The 15,081-nt window shown below is 62.3% G+C and carries 15 protein-coding genes; 5 read left to right on the forward strand and 10 right to left on the reverse strand.

Features of this window, described 5'->3' with window-relative positions; genetic code table 11:
* Positions 1-47: 47 nt before the first annotated feature.
* Genes M0D68_RS23985 through M0D68_RS24005 form a run of 5 tightly spaced genes read left to right on the forward strand, consistent with a single transcriptional unit; the run spans position 48 to position 4,116 of the window.
* Complete coding sequence (locus M0D68_RS23985) at positions 48-827, forward strand: GntR family transcriptional regulator (protein ID WP_266225580.1); 780 nt, start codon at positions 48-50, stop codon at positions 825-827.
* Entirely contained in the window at positions 824-2,557 is a 1,734-nt protein-coding gene (locus tag M0D68_RS23990; protein WP_266211641.1) for a fumarate reductase/succinate dehydrogenase flavoprotein subunit, read from the forward strand. The genes M0D68_RS23985 and M0D68_RS23990 overlap by 4 nt, the downstream gene beginning before the upstream one ends.
* Positions 2,558-2,566: 9 nt before the next feature.
* On the forward strand, positions 2,567-2,812 hold the full coding sequence (locus tag M0D68_RS23995; protein WP_054040025.1) for a ferredoxin family protein: 246 nt from the start codon (positions 2,567-2,569) through the stop codon (positions 2,810-2,812).
* Positions 2,813-2,836: 24 nt separating this feature from the next.
* Complete coding sequence (locus M0D68_RS24000) at positions 2,837-3,838, forward strand: HEAT repeat domain-containing protein (protein WP_266211642.1); 1,002 nt, start codon at positions 2,837-2,839, stop codon at positions 3,836-3,838.
* A complete protein-coding gene (locus M0D68_RS24005) occupies positions 3,838-4,116 on the forward strand; it encodes a DUF971 domain-containing protein (RefSeq protein ID WP_266225582.1) in 279 nt (92 codons plus the stop codon). The genes M0D68_RS24000 and M0D68_RS24005 overlap by 1 nt, the downstream gene beginning before the upstream one ends.
* 49 nt (positions 4,117-4,165) lie before the next feature.
* On the opposite strand, the gene M0D68_RS24010 is transcribed toward M0D68_RS24005, so the two are convergent.
* The 10 genes from M0D68_RS24010 to M0D68_RS24055 form a co-directional block, all read right to left on the reverse strand.
* Positions 4,166-6,211 (reverse strand): family 2A encapsulin nanocompartment cargo protein cysteine desulfurase, encoded by a 2,046-nt coding sequence (locus M0D68_RS24010; protein ID WP_266225584.1) that lies wholly within the window; start codon positions 6,209-6,211, stop codon positions 4,166-4,168.
* Entirely contained in the window at positions 6,186-7,118 is a 933-nt protein-coding gene (locus M0D68_RS24015) for a family 2A encapsulin nanocompartment shell protein (RefSeq protein WP_054040017.1), read from the reverse strand. Before M0D68_RS24015 ends, M0D68_RS24010 begins: the two co-directional genes overlap by 26 nt.
* A 108-nt stretch (positions 7,119-7,226) precedes the next feature.
* A complete protein-coding gene (locus tag M0D68_RS24020; protein ID WP_093632366.1) occupies positions 7,227-7,502 on the reverse strand; it encodes a helix-turn-helix domain-containing protein in 276 nt (91 codons plus the stop codon).
* Positions 7,499-8,479: a serine O-acetyltransferase EpsC gene (epsC, locus tag M0D68_RS24025; RefSeq protein WP_200658807.1), complete on the reverse strand. Its 981-nt coding sequence runs from the start codon at positions 8,477-8,479 to the stop codon at positions 7,499-7,501. Before epsC ends, M0D68_RS24020 begins: the two co-directional genes overlap by 4 nt.
* A 42-nt stretch (positions 8,480-8,521) precedes the next feature.
* Positions 8,522-8,989, reverse strand: coding sequence for a rhodanese-like domain-containing protein (locus tag M0D68_RS24030; protein WP_093632362.1), 468 nt, complete (start codon positions 8,987-8,989; stop codon positions 8,522-8,524).
* Positions 8,990-9,209: 220 nt separating this feature from the next.
* Positions 9,210-9,458: a hypothetical protein gene (locus M0D68_RS24035; protein ID WP_200618604.1), complete on the reverse strand. Its 249-nt coding sequence runs from the start codon at positions 9,456-9,458 to the stop codon at positions 9,210-9,212.
* Between the two features lie 190 nt (positions 9,459-9,648).
* Positions 9,649-11,241, reverse strand: coding sequence for a carboxylesterase/lipase family protein (locus M0D68_RS24040; protein WP_266225587.1), 1,593 nt, complete (start codon positions 11,239-11,241; stop codon positions 9,649-9,651).
* 120 nt (positions 11,242-11,361) lie between these two features.
* Positions 11,362-12,477: a porin gene (locus tag M0D68_RS24045; protein ID WP_200618606.1), complete on the reverse strand. Its 1,116-nt coding sequence runs from the start codon at positions 12,475-12,477 to the stop codon at positions 11,362-11,364.
* A gap of 122 nt (positions 12,478-12,599) precedes the next feature.
* Complete coding sequence (locus M0D68_RS24050; protein ID WP_266225588.1) at positions 12,600-13,706, reverse strand: hypothetical protein; 1,107 nt, start codon at positions 13,704-13,706, stop codon at positions 12,600-12,602.
* A complete protein-coding gene (locus tag M0D68_RS24055) occupies positions 13,693-15,009 on the reverse strand; it encodes an MFS transporter (RefSeq protein ID WP_200618608.1) in 1,317 nt (438 codons plus the stop codon). Before M0D68_RS24055 ends, M0D68_RS24050 begins: the two co-directional genes overlap by 14 nt.
* Positions 15,010-15,081: the final 72 nt, after the last annotated feature.

Here is a 15,081-nt window from a genome sequence, read left to right on the forward strand (position 1 = left end):
AGACTGTGATGCAACTTGTCATAACAAGTACAGACAACCCACAGATCATGCAGAAACCCAACCCGGCCAACGTGCTGCCTCTTTCCGTCCCGCCGCTCTATGAGCAGATAAAGACTGCTCTGCGCTCGCGCATTCTCGACGGCACGTATGCGGCCCATTCGCAGATGCCGTCTGAAAACGACCTCTGCGCGATGTTCAACGTCAGCCGTATTACCGTTCGGCAAGCGCTCGGCGATCTGCAAAAAGAAGGCCTCGTTTTCAAACTGCACGGCAAGGGCACGTTTGTCTCCAAGCCGAAGGCCTTCCAGAACGTCAGTGTGTTGCAAGGCTTCGCCGAAGCGATGTCGTCGATGGGCTATGAGATCGTCAACCAGCTCAAACATATCCGCTTCATTCCTGCCACCACGCACATTGCAAGCCGGCTTCAACTGCCCGAGGGCGCGAAGGTCGCGGAAATCCAGCGCGTGCGGATGCTCAATCGCGAGCCAGTGTCGCTCGAAATCACGTGGGTGCCGGAAGCATTGGGCAAACGCCTCTCAAACGCGGACCTCGTCACGCGCGACATTTTCCTGATTCTCGAGAACGACTGCGCGGTGCCGCTCGGCCACGCCGACGTCTCCATCGACGCGATTCTCGCCGACGATGAAATCGTCGAAGCATTGAACGTCGAAGAAGGCAGCCCGGTGCTGCGCATCGAACGTCTGACGCATAGCGCGGACGGCACACCGATCGATTACGAATACCTCTATTTCCGCGGCGACGCGTTTCAGTACCGCTTTCGCATCGACCGCCAGAAAGAGAAGAAGACCACAAGGAAGACGAAATGAATACGCACGTGATCGAGTACGACCTGGTCGTCGTGGGAGGTGGCACCGCCGGTCCGATGGCTGCCGTCAAAGCAAAAGAACAGAATCCGAATCTGAAGGTACTGCTACTGGAAAAGGCCAACGTGAAACGCAGCGGCGCGATTTCGATGGGCATGGACGGGTTGAATAACGCCATCATCCCGGGCCACGCCACGCCCGAGCAGTACACCAAGGAAATCACCATCGCCAACGACGGCATCGTCGATCAGGCCGCCGTCTACGCCTACGCCCAGCACAGTTTCAAGACCATCGAAGAACTCGATCGCTGGGGCGTGAAGTTCGAAAAAGATGGCACAGGTGACTATGCGGTCAAGAAAGTGCATCACATGGGCTCCTACGTTCTGCCGATGCCGGAAGGCCATGACATCAAGAAAGTGCTCTACCGGCAACTCAAACGCGCGCGCATTGCGATCACCAATCGCATCGTTGTCACGCGCGTTCTGACCGATGCACAAGGGCGCGCTTGCGGCGTGTTGGGCTTCGATTGCCGTACGGCGGATTTCTACGTGGTGCGCGCGAAGGCCGTCATTCTCAGCTGCGGGGCGGCAGGACGGCTCGGTTTGCCGTCCTCGGGCTATCTGATGGGCACCTACGAGAACCCCACCAACGCCGGCGACGGCTACGCGATGGCTTATCACGCTGGTGCAGCGCTAGCGAACCTCGAGTGCTTCCAGATCAACCCTCTGATCAAGGACTACAACGGCCCCGCCTGCGCCTATGTGACGGGCCCCCTCGGCGGCTTCACCGCCAACGGCAAGGGCGAACGTTTTATCGAATGCGATTACTGGAGCGGCCAGATGATGTGGGAGTTCTATCAGGAACTCCAAAGCGGTAACGGGCCGGTATTTCTGAAGCTCGACCATCTTGCCGAAGAAACCATTCAAACCATCGAGCAGATTCTGCACACGAATGAGCGCCCGAGCCGGGGACGCTTTCATGCGGGACGCGGCACCGATTACCGGCAGCAGATGATCGAGATGCACATCTCGGAGATCGGCTTTTGCAGCGGCCATAGCGCTTCCGGCGTCTATGTGAACGAGCGCGCGGAAACCACGGTCGCCGGTCTCTACGCCGCAGGCGACATGGCCGCGGTACCGCACAACTACATGCTCGGTGCGTTCACCTACGGCTGGTTCGCGGGGCAAAACGCGGCGCAATACGTCGAGGATCGTGAGCTTGCGGCGCTCGATAGCGAGCAGATAGAAGCCGAACGGGCGCGAATCTATGCGCCGCTCGAACGCGAGACAGGACTTGCGCCGGCTCAGGTCGAATACAAGCTGCGCCGCATGGTGAACGACTATCTTCAGCCGCCGAAGGTCACGCGCAAGATGGAAATCGGCCTGCAACGGTTCGCTGAAATCGCCACCGATATCGACCAGATCAAAGCCGACAATCCGCACGAACTGATGCGCGCCGCGGAAGTACGGGCGATTCGCGATTGCGCCGAAATGGCGGCACACGCGTCGCTGTATCGCACGGAAAGCCGCTGGGGCCTGTACCACCATCGCGTCGACTATCCGCAGCGTAACGACGCGGAGTGGTTCTGCCACACGCATCTGAAGAAAGACGCAGCGGGTCGCATGGTCAGCGAAAAACGCGCCGTCGAACCGTACGTGGTGCCACTCGACGACCATGAGAGTCACGCCTATCAGAACCTGCGCATCGGCGAGCCCGCGCTGGCCGACGCTTGAGGAGCCACCATGTCTACGACACCGCACAACATTTTCCAGCGCAGCGCCGCGCCGGTCACGATCGACGAAGACAAATGCATCGCCGATAAAGGCTGCACGGTCTGCGTGGATGTATGCCCGCTCGACCTGCTCGCGATCGACCTGAGCAAAGGCAAGGCGTACATGAAGTTCGACGAATGCTGGTACTGCATGCCGTGCGAGAAGGATTGCCCGACCGACGCGGTCAGGGTCGACATTCCTTATCTGCTGCGCTAATTCACTCCAGACACCACTCAACTCATGACCGATATTTCGCTTCCGCTGACGTTCGACCCCGACTCCCTCGATCCGGAAGCCGCCGCACTCCTGCCGCGCCTCGCGTCCGCGGACGCCGCCGTGCGCCGCATCGCCCTCCTTGCGCTCGCCGATCTCGAAGACGAAGCCGTACTCGGACCGATTGTCGCCGCGTTACGCACCGACACGTCATCGGACGTTCGGGCTCAGGCCGCCGAAGTGCTCGGTGCATGGGAGCGCACCGACGCGGTTGAGGCGCTATGCGAAGCGCTGGCAGATCGTGCTGAAAATGTCCGCGACGCAGCCGCGCAGAGTCTGTCCAATCTGAAGGACCCAGAATCCGGACCTTTACTCGCGCCTTGGACCACGCATAGCGATGCGTTCGTGCGTCAGGCTGCGCTTCGCGGTCTGCGCGAATTGCGCTATACGGGCGCATTGGAACCCGCGCTGGCCGCGTTGAGCGCAAGCGAGGATGGTGTGCGACTCGAAGCCGTGAGCGTGCTTGGTTGGTTGAAAAGCGAACGCGCGCTGGGTCCTCTTACCGCCATCGCCGCGCAGGATGCGAGCGCCGCCGTGCGACGCGCGGCAATCGGCGCGTTGGGTATCAGCGCAGCAGCGACGGATGAAACCATCGCCGCGTTGCTGAGCGCGTTGCTCGATGCCGCGTGGCAGGTCCGTGAAGAAGCTGCGGCCACGCTCGGCAAACTGCGCGCGTCGAGCGCACAGGGTGCATTGATCGCGGCGCTCGATGACGACTACTGGCAAGTCCGTCTCCAGGCAGTCCGCGCGTTAGGCAAACTCGGCGATGCAAATGCAACCGCGAACGCAGCAGTGGCCGCACTGCTCACGCATGCAATCAGCAATCTGCGCAAGGAAGCGGCCTTGTCGCTCGGCGAACTGGGCGACACAGCGTCGTTGCCGGCCTTGCACACAGCCGCAACCGATCCCGACCCGGAAGTCCGCAAGGCCGCACGCATAGCGCTGGCGCAAATTGAAAAGGCTCACTGATGAACGCGCCCGAACACGTAACGATTCATACCGCGACGGGGCGACTGTCCCTAACGTGGCGTGATGGCCAAACGAAGTGGATCGACAACGCCACACTGAGAGAACGGTGCCCTTGCTCAACATGCCGTCGCTTGACGCATTCGGGCAAGACGACGCGAATCGAGTCGCACCTCGCGATTGTCGACATGCAGCCGATGGGCTACGGCGTGCAGATCGCGTTCAGCGACGGACACGCGCAAGGAATTTATCCGTGGGATTATCTGGCAGGGATTGCCTGAATGCAGGCGAAGGAAAGCGGCGGCCGCAATAAACGGCCGCCGTTTTTCATTAGCGTCGCGAAGACAGCCGACGCACAACCGACACCAGCGCATCGACTTCATCGCAGGTGTTATAGAACGCAAGCGACGGTCTCACCGTGGCTTCCACGCCAAAGCGCCGCAAGATCGGCTGCGCACAATGATGCCCCGAGCGCACAGCGATGCCCTCTTCGTTCAGCGCCTGCCCGACTTCCTCGGTCTCGTAGCCCTGCAACACAAACGACAACACGCTGGCCTTGTCGCGCGCCGTGCCAATCAGGCGCACGCCCGGCACGGGCCGCAGCACGCTCGTCGCATACGCCAGCAGATCGTGTTCATAGCGCGCGATATTCTCGATGCCTACGCGCTGAACGTAGTCGATCGCAGCGCCCAGACCCACTGCATCAGCGATATTGCCCGTGCCCGCTTCGAAACGATTCGGCGGAGGCTGGAATACGGTGCGCTCGAAGGTAACGTCCGCGATCATATTGCCGCCACCCTGCCAAGGCGGCATATCTTCCAGAATCGCGCGCTTGCCGTAGACCACGCCGATGCCGGTCGGACCGAACACCTTGTGACCGGAGAACACGAAGAAATCCGCGTCGAGCGCCCGCACATCTACCCGCATGTGCGACACAGACTGAGCACCGTCGACCAGCGCCTTCGCACCTGCACGATGCGCGAGCTCGACGATCTCCTTCACCGGCACCACGGTGCCCAACGCGTTCGACACCTGCGTCACCGACACAATCTTCGTCCGGTCATTGAGGAGGCGCCGATATTCGTCGAGCAGAACCTGGCCACTGTCGTCGACCGGAATCACGCGCAGCTTGGCACCGGTTTGGGCGGCAAGCTGCTGCCACGGCACGATGTTGGCGTGATGCTCCAGGTGCGAGACGATGATCTCGTCACCCTCGCCAACGTTCTGCACGCCCCACGTCTTCGCGATCAGATTGATCGCTTCAGTGGTGCCGCGCACAAAGATGATTTCCTCCGGCGAGGCCGCGCCGATAAAACGCTGCACCTTGCTGCGTGCGGCTTCGTACGCATCCGTGGCGCGGCCGGCCAGTGCATGGGCGGCCCGATGGATATTCGAGTTTTCATGCGCGTAGAAATACGCAAGCCGATCGATCACCGCCTGGGGTTTGTGCGTGGTCGCGGCATTGTCGAACCACACCAACTGACGGCCGTTCACACGTTCCTGCAGAATCGGAAAGTCCCGGCGGATCGCATTCACATCGAACGGCGGATGCGCTGACGGCCCGGCATGCGGCACGCCATCCGTCTTAGCGGAAGAGTGCCCGGGAAACTGCGATCCCTCATTCAGATTCAGGAAATAGTGCGAACCGGCGGTGTGCTGCGCCGGTGCGACACCCGACGCCGCTTGCGATGCTGCCGGCCTGTCGTACGGGAAGCGCTGCTCGGCGAGCGGCTGATCGACACCAGGGAGTCCAAGCGATTGCGCGCTGACTTCATTCCAACCCGGCACGACGATATCCGGCGAAGACACCGTCGACGTCCGGGCTTGCGCCGTTTCGCCGAGGAAATAGTAAGGCGACGCAGGCGCTGCACCACCCGCGGACGGACGCTGCGCACCATGTGCTTCAGGCACGCCTAGCGCCGCTCCGCCAAAGCGCGGATCGAGTGCGGGCGCAACGGTCACCGCGCTATCCGGCAAGCCGTTCTGCGCAACGGCATGGGGAGCCAACGCAGGCGCGCGATTCCCCAACGACAGAACATGCGTCGGCGCTGAAGGCAACAGGTTGCCTCCCGGCACATGCCCCTGCGGCAACGCTGCACCGGGCACACCCGTGCCCGCGCCGCCGGGACCCGCGAGCGGCGAACCGGCCGGAGCCGGGTTGCTGATCTCGCCGGTCACAGGCGCCGTGAACGGCAGAGTGGCGGCCACGTCGGGTGCACCGCCTACCTGCGGCGCGTTGCCAGGCAGCGCAGAGAAGAACGCATTGGCTAGCGACGCCAACGTCGCCGGGTCAGGCAAACCCGCGGGCGGACCCGTCGGCACATCGTGCGGCAGGACGCTATCCATGGGCTTACTTGTAGGTGTCTGGGTAGTCATGGTACTTGCCGATCTCCACGTCATCGAGAACTGCCAGCGCGTCCGGCGAATGCACCGCGAGCGAGCAATAGAGCGAGATCAGATACGACGCGATCGCATGATTGTTGATGCCCATGAAGCGCACCGACAACCCCGGACCCTGTTCGCCGGCCACGCCCGGCTGGAACAGACCGACCACGCCCTGGCGCTTGTCGCCCACGCGCAGCAACAGGATCTTGGTCTTGCCGTCGGCAACCGGCACCTTGTCCGACGGAATCAGCGGAATGCCGCGCCACGTCAGGAACTGCGAGCCGAACAGGCTGACCGTCGGTGGCGGCACGCCACGGCGCGTGCATTCACGACCGAAGGCGGCAATCGCGAGCGGATGCGTCAGGAAGAACGCCGGCTCTTTCCATACCTTGGTCAGCAACTCGTCGAGATCGTCGGGCGTCGGCGCACCGGTCAGCGGAAACACGCGCTGCTCTTCGGCGACATTTGCGAGCAGGCCGTAATCCGGGTTGTTGATCAGCTGGCTTTCCTGCAACTCCTTGATCGTTTCGATCGTGAGGCGCAGCTGTTCCTTGATCTGGTCGTGCGGGCTGCTGTACAGATCCGAGATTCGCGTGTGCACGTCGAGCACCGTGCTGACCGCATTCAGGAAGTACTCGCGCGGTTGCTCTTCGTACGGCACGAATGTGCGCGGCAGGATGCTTTCATCTTCGCGCGCGGTGCAGGCCGCTTTGACGGCTTCAGGATTCTTCACCTGGTTCAGACGATAGATACCTGCCTCGACCGGCAGCCATTGCAGCAGATGCGTGAGCCAGCGCGGCGTGATCGTGGCGAGTTGCGGAACGGTTTTGGTGGCATTGGCTAGTTGCCGTGCTGCGGTATCGCCGAGCGCCGTCAGGCCGCCGACTGTTGCTGTCATCTGAAGCTCCAGGATTGATAGAAGAAAAACAGGAAAGCTTATGAACGAAACTGATTATGGGAAGACGCCCCTGGCCGTTCAACATGCTATAGACGGCAAAGCAGCGGTCTAACGGGCAGATGCAGGATCGATGAGTGCGGAATGCGGGCGAGCGGCAACGCTCACGCCATCGGACGAATGACTGAGCAGGCGTTCGACCGGCACGTTGAAAGCACGGGCAAGCTTGTCGAGCGTGACAATCGACGCGATCGCGGAACCGCGCTCGATCTCGCCGACATAAGACCGGTTGAGTCCGGCGTGCTCGGCCAATTGCTCCTGCGACCAGCCGGACGCCTCACGAAAGCGCCGCACCGCGGCGCCGAAGTCTCTGACGAGCACGCTCATCGAGCCGCCCCGGCCGTGGCAGGCTCCGCGACTGTCGCCTGATCGCGCGGCGGCCGTTCGCGGCCTGCGGCGGAGCCGGTGCCTTCGTTGCGCGACACGGCCTGCGTCACGTGTGAACCGGGCGCGACGTCCTGCGTGACCCACACATTGCCGCCGATTACCGCGCCCTGCCCGAGCGTGACGCGTCCAAGAATGGTGGCGCCCGCGTAAATCACGACGTCGTCCTCGACGATCGGATGCCGTGCATGGCCCTTTTCCAGATGTCCTTGCGCGTCGCGCGGAAAGCGCTTCGCGCCCAGCGTGACCGCCTGATAGAGCCGAACGCGTTCGCCGATGATGGCCGTTTCACCGATCACCACACCCGTCCCATGATCGATGAAGAATCCCGCGCCGATCCGCGCGCCTGGATGAATGTCGATACCGGTCTGCGCATGCGCGAGCTCGGCGATGATGCGCGCCAGCAGCGGCAGTCCCAACCCGTACAACTCATGGGCGAGCCGATGGTGGATCATCGCCAGCACGCCGGGGTAGCACAGCAGAACTTCATCCACGCTGCCGGCCGCCGGGTCACCGTGAAACGCGGCTAGTACGTCGCTATCGAGCAAGCTGCGGATCGCCGGCAAGCGCGCCGCGAAAGCGCGCACGGCGATACCGGCCTGCGCCTCGATCGTGGCGGCGGGCGGCGGTTGATGGCGGCTGCGGTAATGAAATTCCAGACGCGCCTGACTCAGCAACGCATGCAGCGCGGCGTCGAGCGCGTGCCCGACGTAGAAGTTTTCGCTTTCCTGGCGCAGATCGGGTGGTCCGAGCCGCATCGGAAAAAGCACGCCCTTCAGCGTTTCAATGATCTCCGAGAGCGCTTCGCGCCCCGGCAATTCGCGCCCGCCCGGCTCGAGCGAGCGCTTCTGCACTTCGCGCCATTGCTGGCGGACCGTCTGAAGCGCGTGAACAATCTCATCGACATCAAACACAGCCACAGCGGTTACTCCCCGTAAAGTGCAGCATGAACGATCAGACTGTCAGTCCTGAATCCACGGCAGGCCATGAAAGCGCCAACCATTGCTGGCGCCGCGCCGTTGCGTGCCGTCCAGTTCCCCTTCAAAGCCTTCCAGAACATTGAATACCTGCGTGAAGCCGGCTTTCGCCGCGGCCTCGGCGGCCAGTGCCGAGCGGTTGCCGCTGCGGCACAGCAGCAGCACGACGGCGTCCTTGCCGGTTTTCGCTTCCAGTTCACGCACGAAGCGCGGATTGCGCGTCAGGCTCGTGCCCGTCGCCCACGCGACATGCAGGCTGTCCGGCACGAGTCCGACGAATTTGCGTTCTTCGGCGGTGCGCACGTCCACCAGCACGGCGTCGCCGGCCTGGACGAGCGCCCACGCATCCTGTGGCGACAGGCCTCCGGCATAGGGCAAGCCGGCTTCGGCGGCCTTCGCACGAGCGGCTTCGAGCAATGCAAGCGTGGGGCGTTCTGCGAGTTCAAGCGTCATGATGTCTCCGTCGATATCGCGCGAATCAGTACGCGCGGGTCTAAGCCATCTGCGAATGCAACCGCCTATAGCCATCAGAAGACACTATGAAAGAGAGTCAGCCGAAGCCGAACCAATTAATTTTCATTTCTAAAGAAGCATCGGTTCGGATGCTCCGGCTTGCAGCGCCCCTGCTCTGCCCGTTCGCCGCGGAATTGCCACGCCACCGCCGCCCCGCGCGTTATTCCCGTGGGATCTCCAGCGGCACGACAAACATGCCCGCGGTGTATTCCATATGGAAATAGCCGCAGCGCGCGTAAGCCGCAATGCGTTCGAGCCGTTCGGGCGATTGGGAGGTATAGGTCACGGCAGCCGTCTCGTCCGAGGATTGCTCAGACGTAACAGGTGCGTGTTTTGACAATTGCTTCTGCAGGCTTCGCACAGGATGCCGAAGTCCGCCCCAGATGAGCGTCGCTGAAAGTGCGGCCATACGGCCTCCGTCGATTCATTGCGATATGAATGAATCTAGCGACCTGGATACGGAATCGCAAACAAGCTTTTGTGGAATGGTTTTCGGAGAACGGATCAAACAGTAAGTAGTGTTTTGCGCTGCCCGTGATGCATCCGCCTGGTGCACTCATGTATCACGGGCAGCGCTCTTCCCTGCCGTCCTGAATACGCTACAGCCCGTGCGACGGCGCCTCGCCGTACCAGTAACCGCACTGATGCGCGGTGTACGCATCGTAAGTGTTCGAGACCGGATAACCGAAGTCGAGCGTTTGCCGGGTCGCCGATGTGTACAACGGCCAGTTCGCCACCGTGCTGCCCGAATTCGGATTACCGGAATGCGCGAAACCTGCAAGTGCGGTTGTCATCGCCGTGGACAGGCTTGCCTGGTTCGCCGTCGGGCTCGGGATCAGTTGCCACCAGTAGTCGAGGTCCGATGAGTGAAAGGCGCCGTAATTCATGGTGGTGGGCGGCAGCAATGAAATCAGGCTATGTACGCTGTATGGCGCGGGATCCGAAAAGCGGTACATGTAAGCCGCAGGCGAATACTTTGCGAGGTTGTCGGCGTCCTGCATTTCGCTGCAGGTGAACAGGTAGTCGCCCGTGGCTTTGGCCAGTGCCTGGCTCGGCGACGTGAATTGGCTCGCCGGATAGAGCGCCGCGGTGGGGGCACCGGCCACGCCGAGGAAATTCTGGATCGCCGTTTCGTAGCCCGCGGATGTGACGGGATTGCCCTGCGCGTCGAATGCCGCCGCCACGAAGTACGTTCCTTCGTCCTCGGTGAAACCGGATATCACCGGCACGCGGTTGTACTGGCCACTGGCAAATGCCGCGCTCGTCGAACTCGGCAGTACCTTGCCGTCGATCGTCGCATACCAGGCCACGGGGTTGCCTTGCAGCAGTGCGGAGGCCGGCAGATTGCGCAGGCAAGCGGCGCTGGTGGTGTCCGTGCAGCCCCAAGTTTTGGCGTAGCCAATGCCGTCCGTTTCGGCCTGCTGCAAGGTCTCCTGCTGCCGGCTGAAGCCACCGCTCATAGCGACCGCCTTCGCAAACAGACCCGCCGCTCCGGGCGAAGCAAGTTGCACATACACCGAATGGCCGCCCGCCGAATCGCCGAAGATCGTCACGTTGGCAGGATCGCCGCCGAAAGCAGCGATATTCTTCTGCACCCAAGCAAGCGCGGCGGTCTGGTCCATGATGCCGTAGTCGCCGGAAGCGCCGTTGGGATCTTCCGCGGCTAGTGCCGGATGAGCCAGAAAGCCTAGCGCATTCAGACGGTAGTTGATCGTCACCACAATCGCGTTCGCCTTCTGGGCAAGCGCGCTGCCATCCGTCGCGGACCCGGAGCCAACGATGAAACCGCCACCGTGAATCCAGAACAGCACAGGCAACGCCGTGGTGCTTGCGGTGGCGCCAGGGACGTAGACGTTGATGAAGAGACAGTCCTCACTGCCGGTCGGGGCCGTCGCGGTCCCCTGTACACACGACGAGCCGACGTGCGACGCGTCGTACATGCTCGTCGAGTAGGCCGCGGCAACTACAGGAGGTTTCCAGCGCAGTGCGCCTGTTGGCGGCGCCGCATACCGCAAGCCGAGAAACTCACGCACGCCGTTGACGGTGACGCCTTTAACCTGCCCTTGCTGGGTCTTGACGACAGTGGGGTCGGCGGGCGCTGTGTCGTGAACACTCCCGCCGCACCCGAGAATGACCAGTGGAATCGCTATTGCAATGAACCATCGAATGACGCGCTGGTGATAGGTATCCATGCTTGTCTCCTGATCTCCGGAGAACGCCACCGCCTGGCGCTTACTCCGGATCGGGTCCAACTGGCGGTTTGAAATGAACCTCGGCCAATACGCCGCGCCATCGCTGCTAACGCGTCAGGTCTAGAACAGTGTGCGCAGCCCCACCCGCACCGCGGTCGACGACTGACCTGTGCCGACATACACGCCATTGGCAAACACCGGCGCCGCACCGCCGCCGAGGAACACCGGTGCCGCGCCGCCCGATGCGCGCAGATAAGTCGCGCTCGTATACACATCGGTGCGCTTCGACAGCGCGTAATCGAGCAGGAGTGTGCCGTTCTGCCACTTCTGCGAGCCGAGCTTGCTGTACCAGTAGCCGCCCATCAGCGTCGTGGCGGGGGTGAGTTGAAACACCTCGTTCACTTCATAGGTCGGCATCGAGCCGTTGTCGTGGCCGATGCGGAAGTGCGTATCGGTGAACAGCAAGCGCGTCAGGCTCCTGCCGAAGCGATAGCTGCCGCCCACACCGAAGCTGCTGACGCTGCTTGCCAGCACAGGCGTGGCAGGCAGATTGGGGAAGAACGTTGTGCCGGCCTGGCTCGGCCCATTCAGCCCAAGATCATGCGTATCGGTGTACGCGGCGCCGAGGTTCAACGGACCGTTCGAATAACGCAGCCCAAATGCAATCACGCGTCCCGTTCCCGCTGATACGGATTGCGAAGGAAATGCATACAGCGCGCCTGCCTGCAATCCCAGGTAGTTCGGCGACGTGTACTTGATCGCGTTATTGATATGCAGCGTGCCCGCAAGGTGATCGAAGTCGCCCGGATGCCACGAGTACTGACCGGCGACCTGCCCCATCGCAAACTGCGTGAGGTTGTCCCAGAAGAAGTCGTATTGCTTGCCGAGCGTGAACCGGCCGTACGTTGAATTTTCGATGCCCAACCACGCCTGCCGGCTAAACAGCACGCCCGATTGCACCATCGTGCCCGAGTAAAGATTGAAGCCGTTCTCCAGCACGAAGACGACCCGCGTGCCGCCGCCGATGTCTTCCACACCGCGCAGGCCCCAGCGATTCGACTGGATCGAGCCGTCGTTGGCGACGAAGTTCGAATGGCCGTTCACGTTGCTGAAGTAGGTAATGCCCGCATCGATAATGCCGTACAGCGTCACGCTGCTTTGTGCGTGCGCAACCTGGCTGCTCATGCTCAATGCCAGTACAGCGGATGCGCTTAAGCTCAAGGCAAACTTTTTCATTGCTCGTCTCCAGTGGTTTTATTTTTAAAAGGCAAAACGGTGCCCTCCCTCGCAGAAGGGATATCTGTTCCCTGTCGGGAATGCCCGGCGGGAGGCCGGGCGCTGGGGATGTCGTTTAGGCGCTAACCGTTGAACCGGTATAACGTCGAATCAGTGCGAAAGCGGATCTCTTCACTCAGGCTGTTGCTGACTACCAGATAGCGCTGACCGTCATCGACGAAGCTGGCGGCGTCGGTCGCAGCGGATGTCGCGAAATCGCCCACCAGTTCGAAGCACCCATCGCGCCAGCGGAAAATCTCCGATTGCGGCACGACAACCGGTGCTTTCGGCGTGCCGGTGATAAAGCACACGCGCACCAGATAGCGCCCCTCCTTTCCGTCGATCAGGCACAGTTCGCGCCCGCCTGGGCCACCCAGCATCTGCGTCTCGACGAATTGCGCGCCGTCGAATCGATACAGCGTGGTGTGTTTGAGCAGGTTCGCGTGTAGCATCCAGAGCGCGCCGTCGGCTTCGAAGAACCGGAACGCGCGTCCGCCGTTTTCCTCGAACGTTTGCAGCGGGACAAACTGCTCGCCGTTCCAGCGATTCACCGACGACCCGCTAACGTGGTCCGCATACGCGAGATAGTGCTCGCCACCGAACGACACGAACGCGAAGTTGTAGCCCCACTGTCCGTTGAAAGTCTGGAACGGCACAAAGCGCTCGCCATTCCACTCGAACAGGCACGATTCGCGAGGATGTTTCGGCTCGACACCGTCGACCACCACGCCTTGCGACAAGCCGAGGAAATGACGCGAGTCGAACGAGAAAGCCGTCCACTGCTTCGCCCCGAATACCGGAAAGCTTTGCAATGGCACCCATGCGCCGGCGATGCGTTCATACAGCACTGCATCGGTATCGAGATCGTATGGCCCCTTGCCGGTTCGAATGCCCGCCACCGCGAGAAAACGCCGGCCGTCGATTTCGAAGTACTCGAGGTCTTCGCCGCCGGGCAAGGGCAGCGCTTCATGCTCGACGAAACGGCCGTCCTGCCAGCGGTAGATCGGTGCTTCGATGTCGCTGTCGCCGCCGTTCATGTAAGGCGCCTCACCCGGCACATCGCGCGCGAGTTGCGGCACGCCGAGAAAGGTGCCCTCGTCCGTCGTAAAGACTTCGACTGCGCGCGCGCCGCTGGTCGGCAGCTCCTGCAGCCTGGTGAGCAGACCCGCGCCTAATTCAGTTCTTGCCATGACCCGCCTCTCCCAACTCCGAACTCGTGATCGCAAACGACGCAGTCGGCGTGACCGCGCCACTCTCTGTTTCACGCGGCCGCAGCACATTGGCGAGAATGATGCCGAGCGCCGCGCCTACGGCGAGGATCGCCGCCAGCATGAAAAGTGCTTCGAACGACAGATGCTGCGACAGCAGGATGCCGCCGACCACCGGCCCGACGATCGAACCGATGCGTCCGATTGCCAGCGTCCAGCCGACACCGGCCGCCCGCACGTTAGCGGGAAAGAGATAGCTGGCAATCGCCGGAAACGTCAATTGCCCGCCGACCAGAAACCCGCCGACGGCAAACAGCATCGCAAGCGCGACATTGCCCGCACCGATGATCTGGCCTAACGCCACCGTCAACACAGCGCCACCCAGAAAGGAAATCGCCACCGGCACGAACGGCCCGCGCTTGCCGACCAGAGTGGAAATCACCAGCGCGCCGCCGATCGCGCCGAAATTGAGCACGACCGAACCGAGCGCCGCGCGGCCCGGTTCGACGCCGTTCATGTTGAGAATGGTCGGCATGAAGCTGACCAGGAAGCCCGACAGGATCATGCTCGACAGCACGCCGAACCACAGCGCCAGCGTCGCCGGCAGCCGGCCGCCGGCAAACACGCCGCCGATCACGCTCAGACCGCGCGCCGCATGCAACCGCGCTGCCACCCGTTCGGCGCGGCTCAAGGTTTGCGCCGGAATCACGAGCAGCACCGGAATCATCGCGAGCAAGGCGAACGTGCCGCCCATCAGGAACACGAAGGGCCAGCCGAAACGCACCATCAACGCCGCGGTGATCGCACCGCCCACCACCGCGCCAAGTGGAAAGCCGATGAACATCAGAATCACCAGCGACGAGCGGCGTTGCGGCGAACCGCTCTCGGCCGTGATCGCCGCCACCGGCGGAATGGCGCCGCCCATACCGAGGCCGCCGATAAACCGGAGCGCGGCCAGCATCGTTGCCGACGTGGCAAAGGCACAGCCCAGCGTGAAAATGCCGGTTACGGCAAGCGCCAGCAGCAGCATCGGCCGTCGGCCGAAACGGTCCGCCAGCGGGCCGATGATCAGCGAGCCGAGCACGGTGCCGATGAAACCGGCGCCGAACACGCGGCCCAGTGTGGCGTGATCGATCTGCAGCGACTTCGCCAGCAAGGGCGCGACGAACGACAGCATCAGCGTGTCGAAGCCGTCGATCATCGACACCGCGAAGCACACCAGCGTGATGCGCAGCACGTTGCTGAGCGGTGGACCCGCCGACGGCTCTTGTGCAAGTGAATTCATGAAGCCTGTCTCCTTCATCAAGGGCATTTTGTTATGGCCCGCGCGGCTGCCCTTACGCGCGGGTATGAGTCC

Origin of the sequence: Paraburkholderia sp. SEWSISQ10-3 4 (assembly GCF_030464785.1) — a bacterium.
Lineage (GTDB): Bacteria > Pseudomonadota > Gammaproteobacteria > Burkholderiales > Burkholderiaceae > Paraburkholderia > Paraburkholderia aspalathi.

Coding starts and splice junctions, on each gene's coding strand:
- M0D68_RS23985 (WP_266225580.1), top strand. CDS start 48: ATGCAGAAACCCAACCCGGCCAACGTGCTGCCTCTTTCCGTCCCGCCG.
- M0D68_RS23990 (WP_266211641.1), top strand. CDS start 824: ATGAATACGCACGTGATCGAGTACGACCTGGTCGTCGTGGGAGGTGGC.
- M0D68_RS23995 (WP_054040025.1), top strand. CDS start 2,567: ATGTCTACGACACCGCACAACATTTTCCAGCGCAGCGCCGCGCCGGTC.
- M0D68_RS24000 (WP_266211642.1), top strand. CDS start 2,837: ATGACCGATATTTCGCTTCCGCTGACGTTCGACCCCGACTCCCTCGAT.
- M0D68_RS24005 (WP_266225582.1), top strand. CDS start 3,838: ATGAACGCGCCCGAACACGTAACGATTCATACCGCGACGGGGCGACTG.
- M0D68_RS24010 (WP_266225584.1), bottom strand. CDS start 6,211: ATGACTACCCAGACACCTACAAGTAAGCCCATGGATAGCGTCCTGCCG.
- M0D68_RS24015 (WP_054040017.1), bottom strand. CDS start 7,118: ATGACAGCAACAGTCGGCGGCCTGACGGCGCTCGGCGATACCGCAGCA.
- M0D68_RS24020 (WP_093632366.1), bottom strand. CDS start 7,502: ATGAGCGTGCTCGTCAGAGACTTCGGCGCCGCGGTGCGGCGCTTTCGT.
- M0D68_RS24030 (WP_093632362.1), bottom strand. CDS start 8,989: ATGACGCTTGAACTCGCAGAACGCCCCACGCTTGCATTGCTCGAAGCC.
- M0D68_RS24035 (WP_200618604.1), bottom strand. CDS start 9,458: ATGGCCGCACTTTCAGCGACGCTCATCTGGGGCGGACTTCGGCATCCT.
- M0D68_RS24040 (WP_266225587.1), bottom strand. CDS start 11,241: ATGGATACCTATCACCAGCGCGTCATTCGATGGTTCATTGCAATAGCG.
- M0D68_RS24045 (WP_200618606.1), bottom strand. CDS start 12,477: ATGAAAAAGTTTGCCTTGAGCTTAAGCGCATCCGCTGTACTGGCATTG.
- M0D68_RS24050 (WP_266225588.1), bottom strand. CDS start 13,706: ATGGCAAGAACTGAATTAGGCGCGGGTCTGCTCACCAGGCTGCAGGAG.
- M0D68_RS24055 (WP_200618608.1), bottom strand. CDS start 15,009: ATGAATTCACTTGCACAAGAGCCGTCGGCGGGTCCACCGCTCAGCAAC.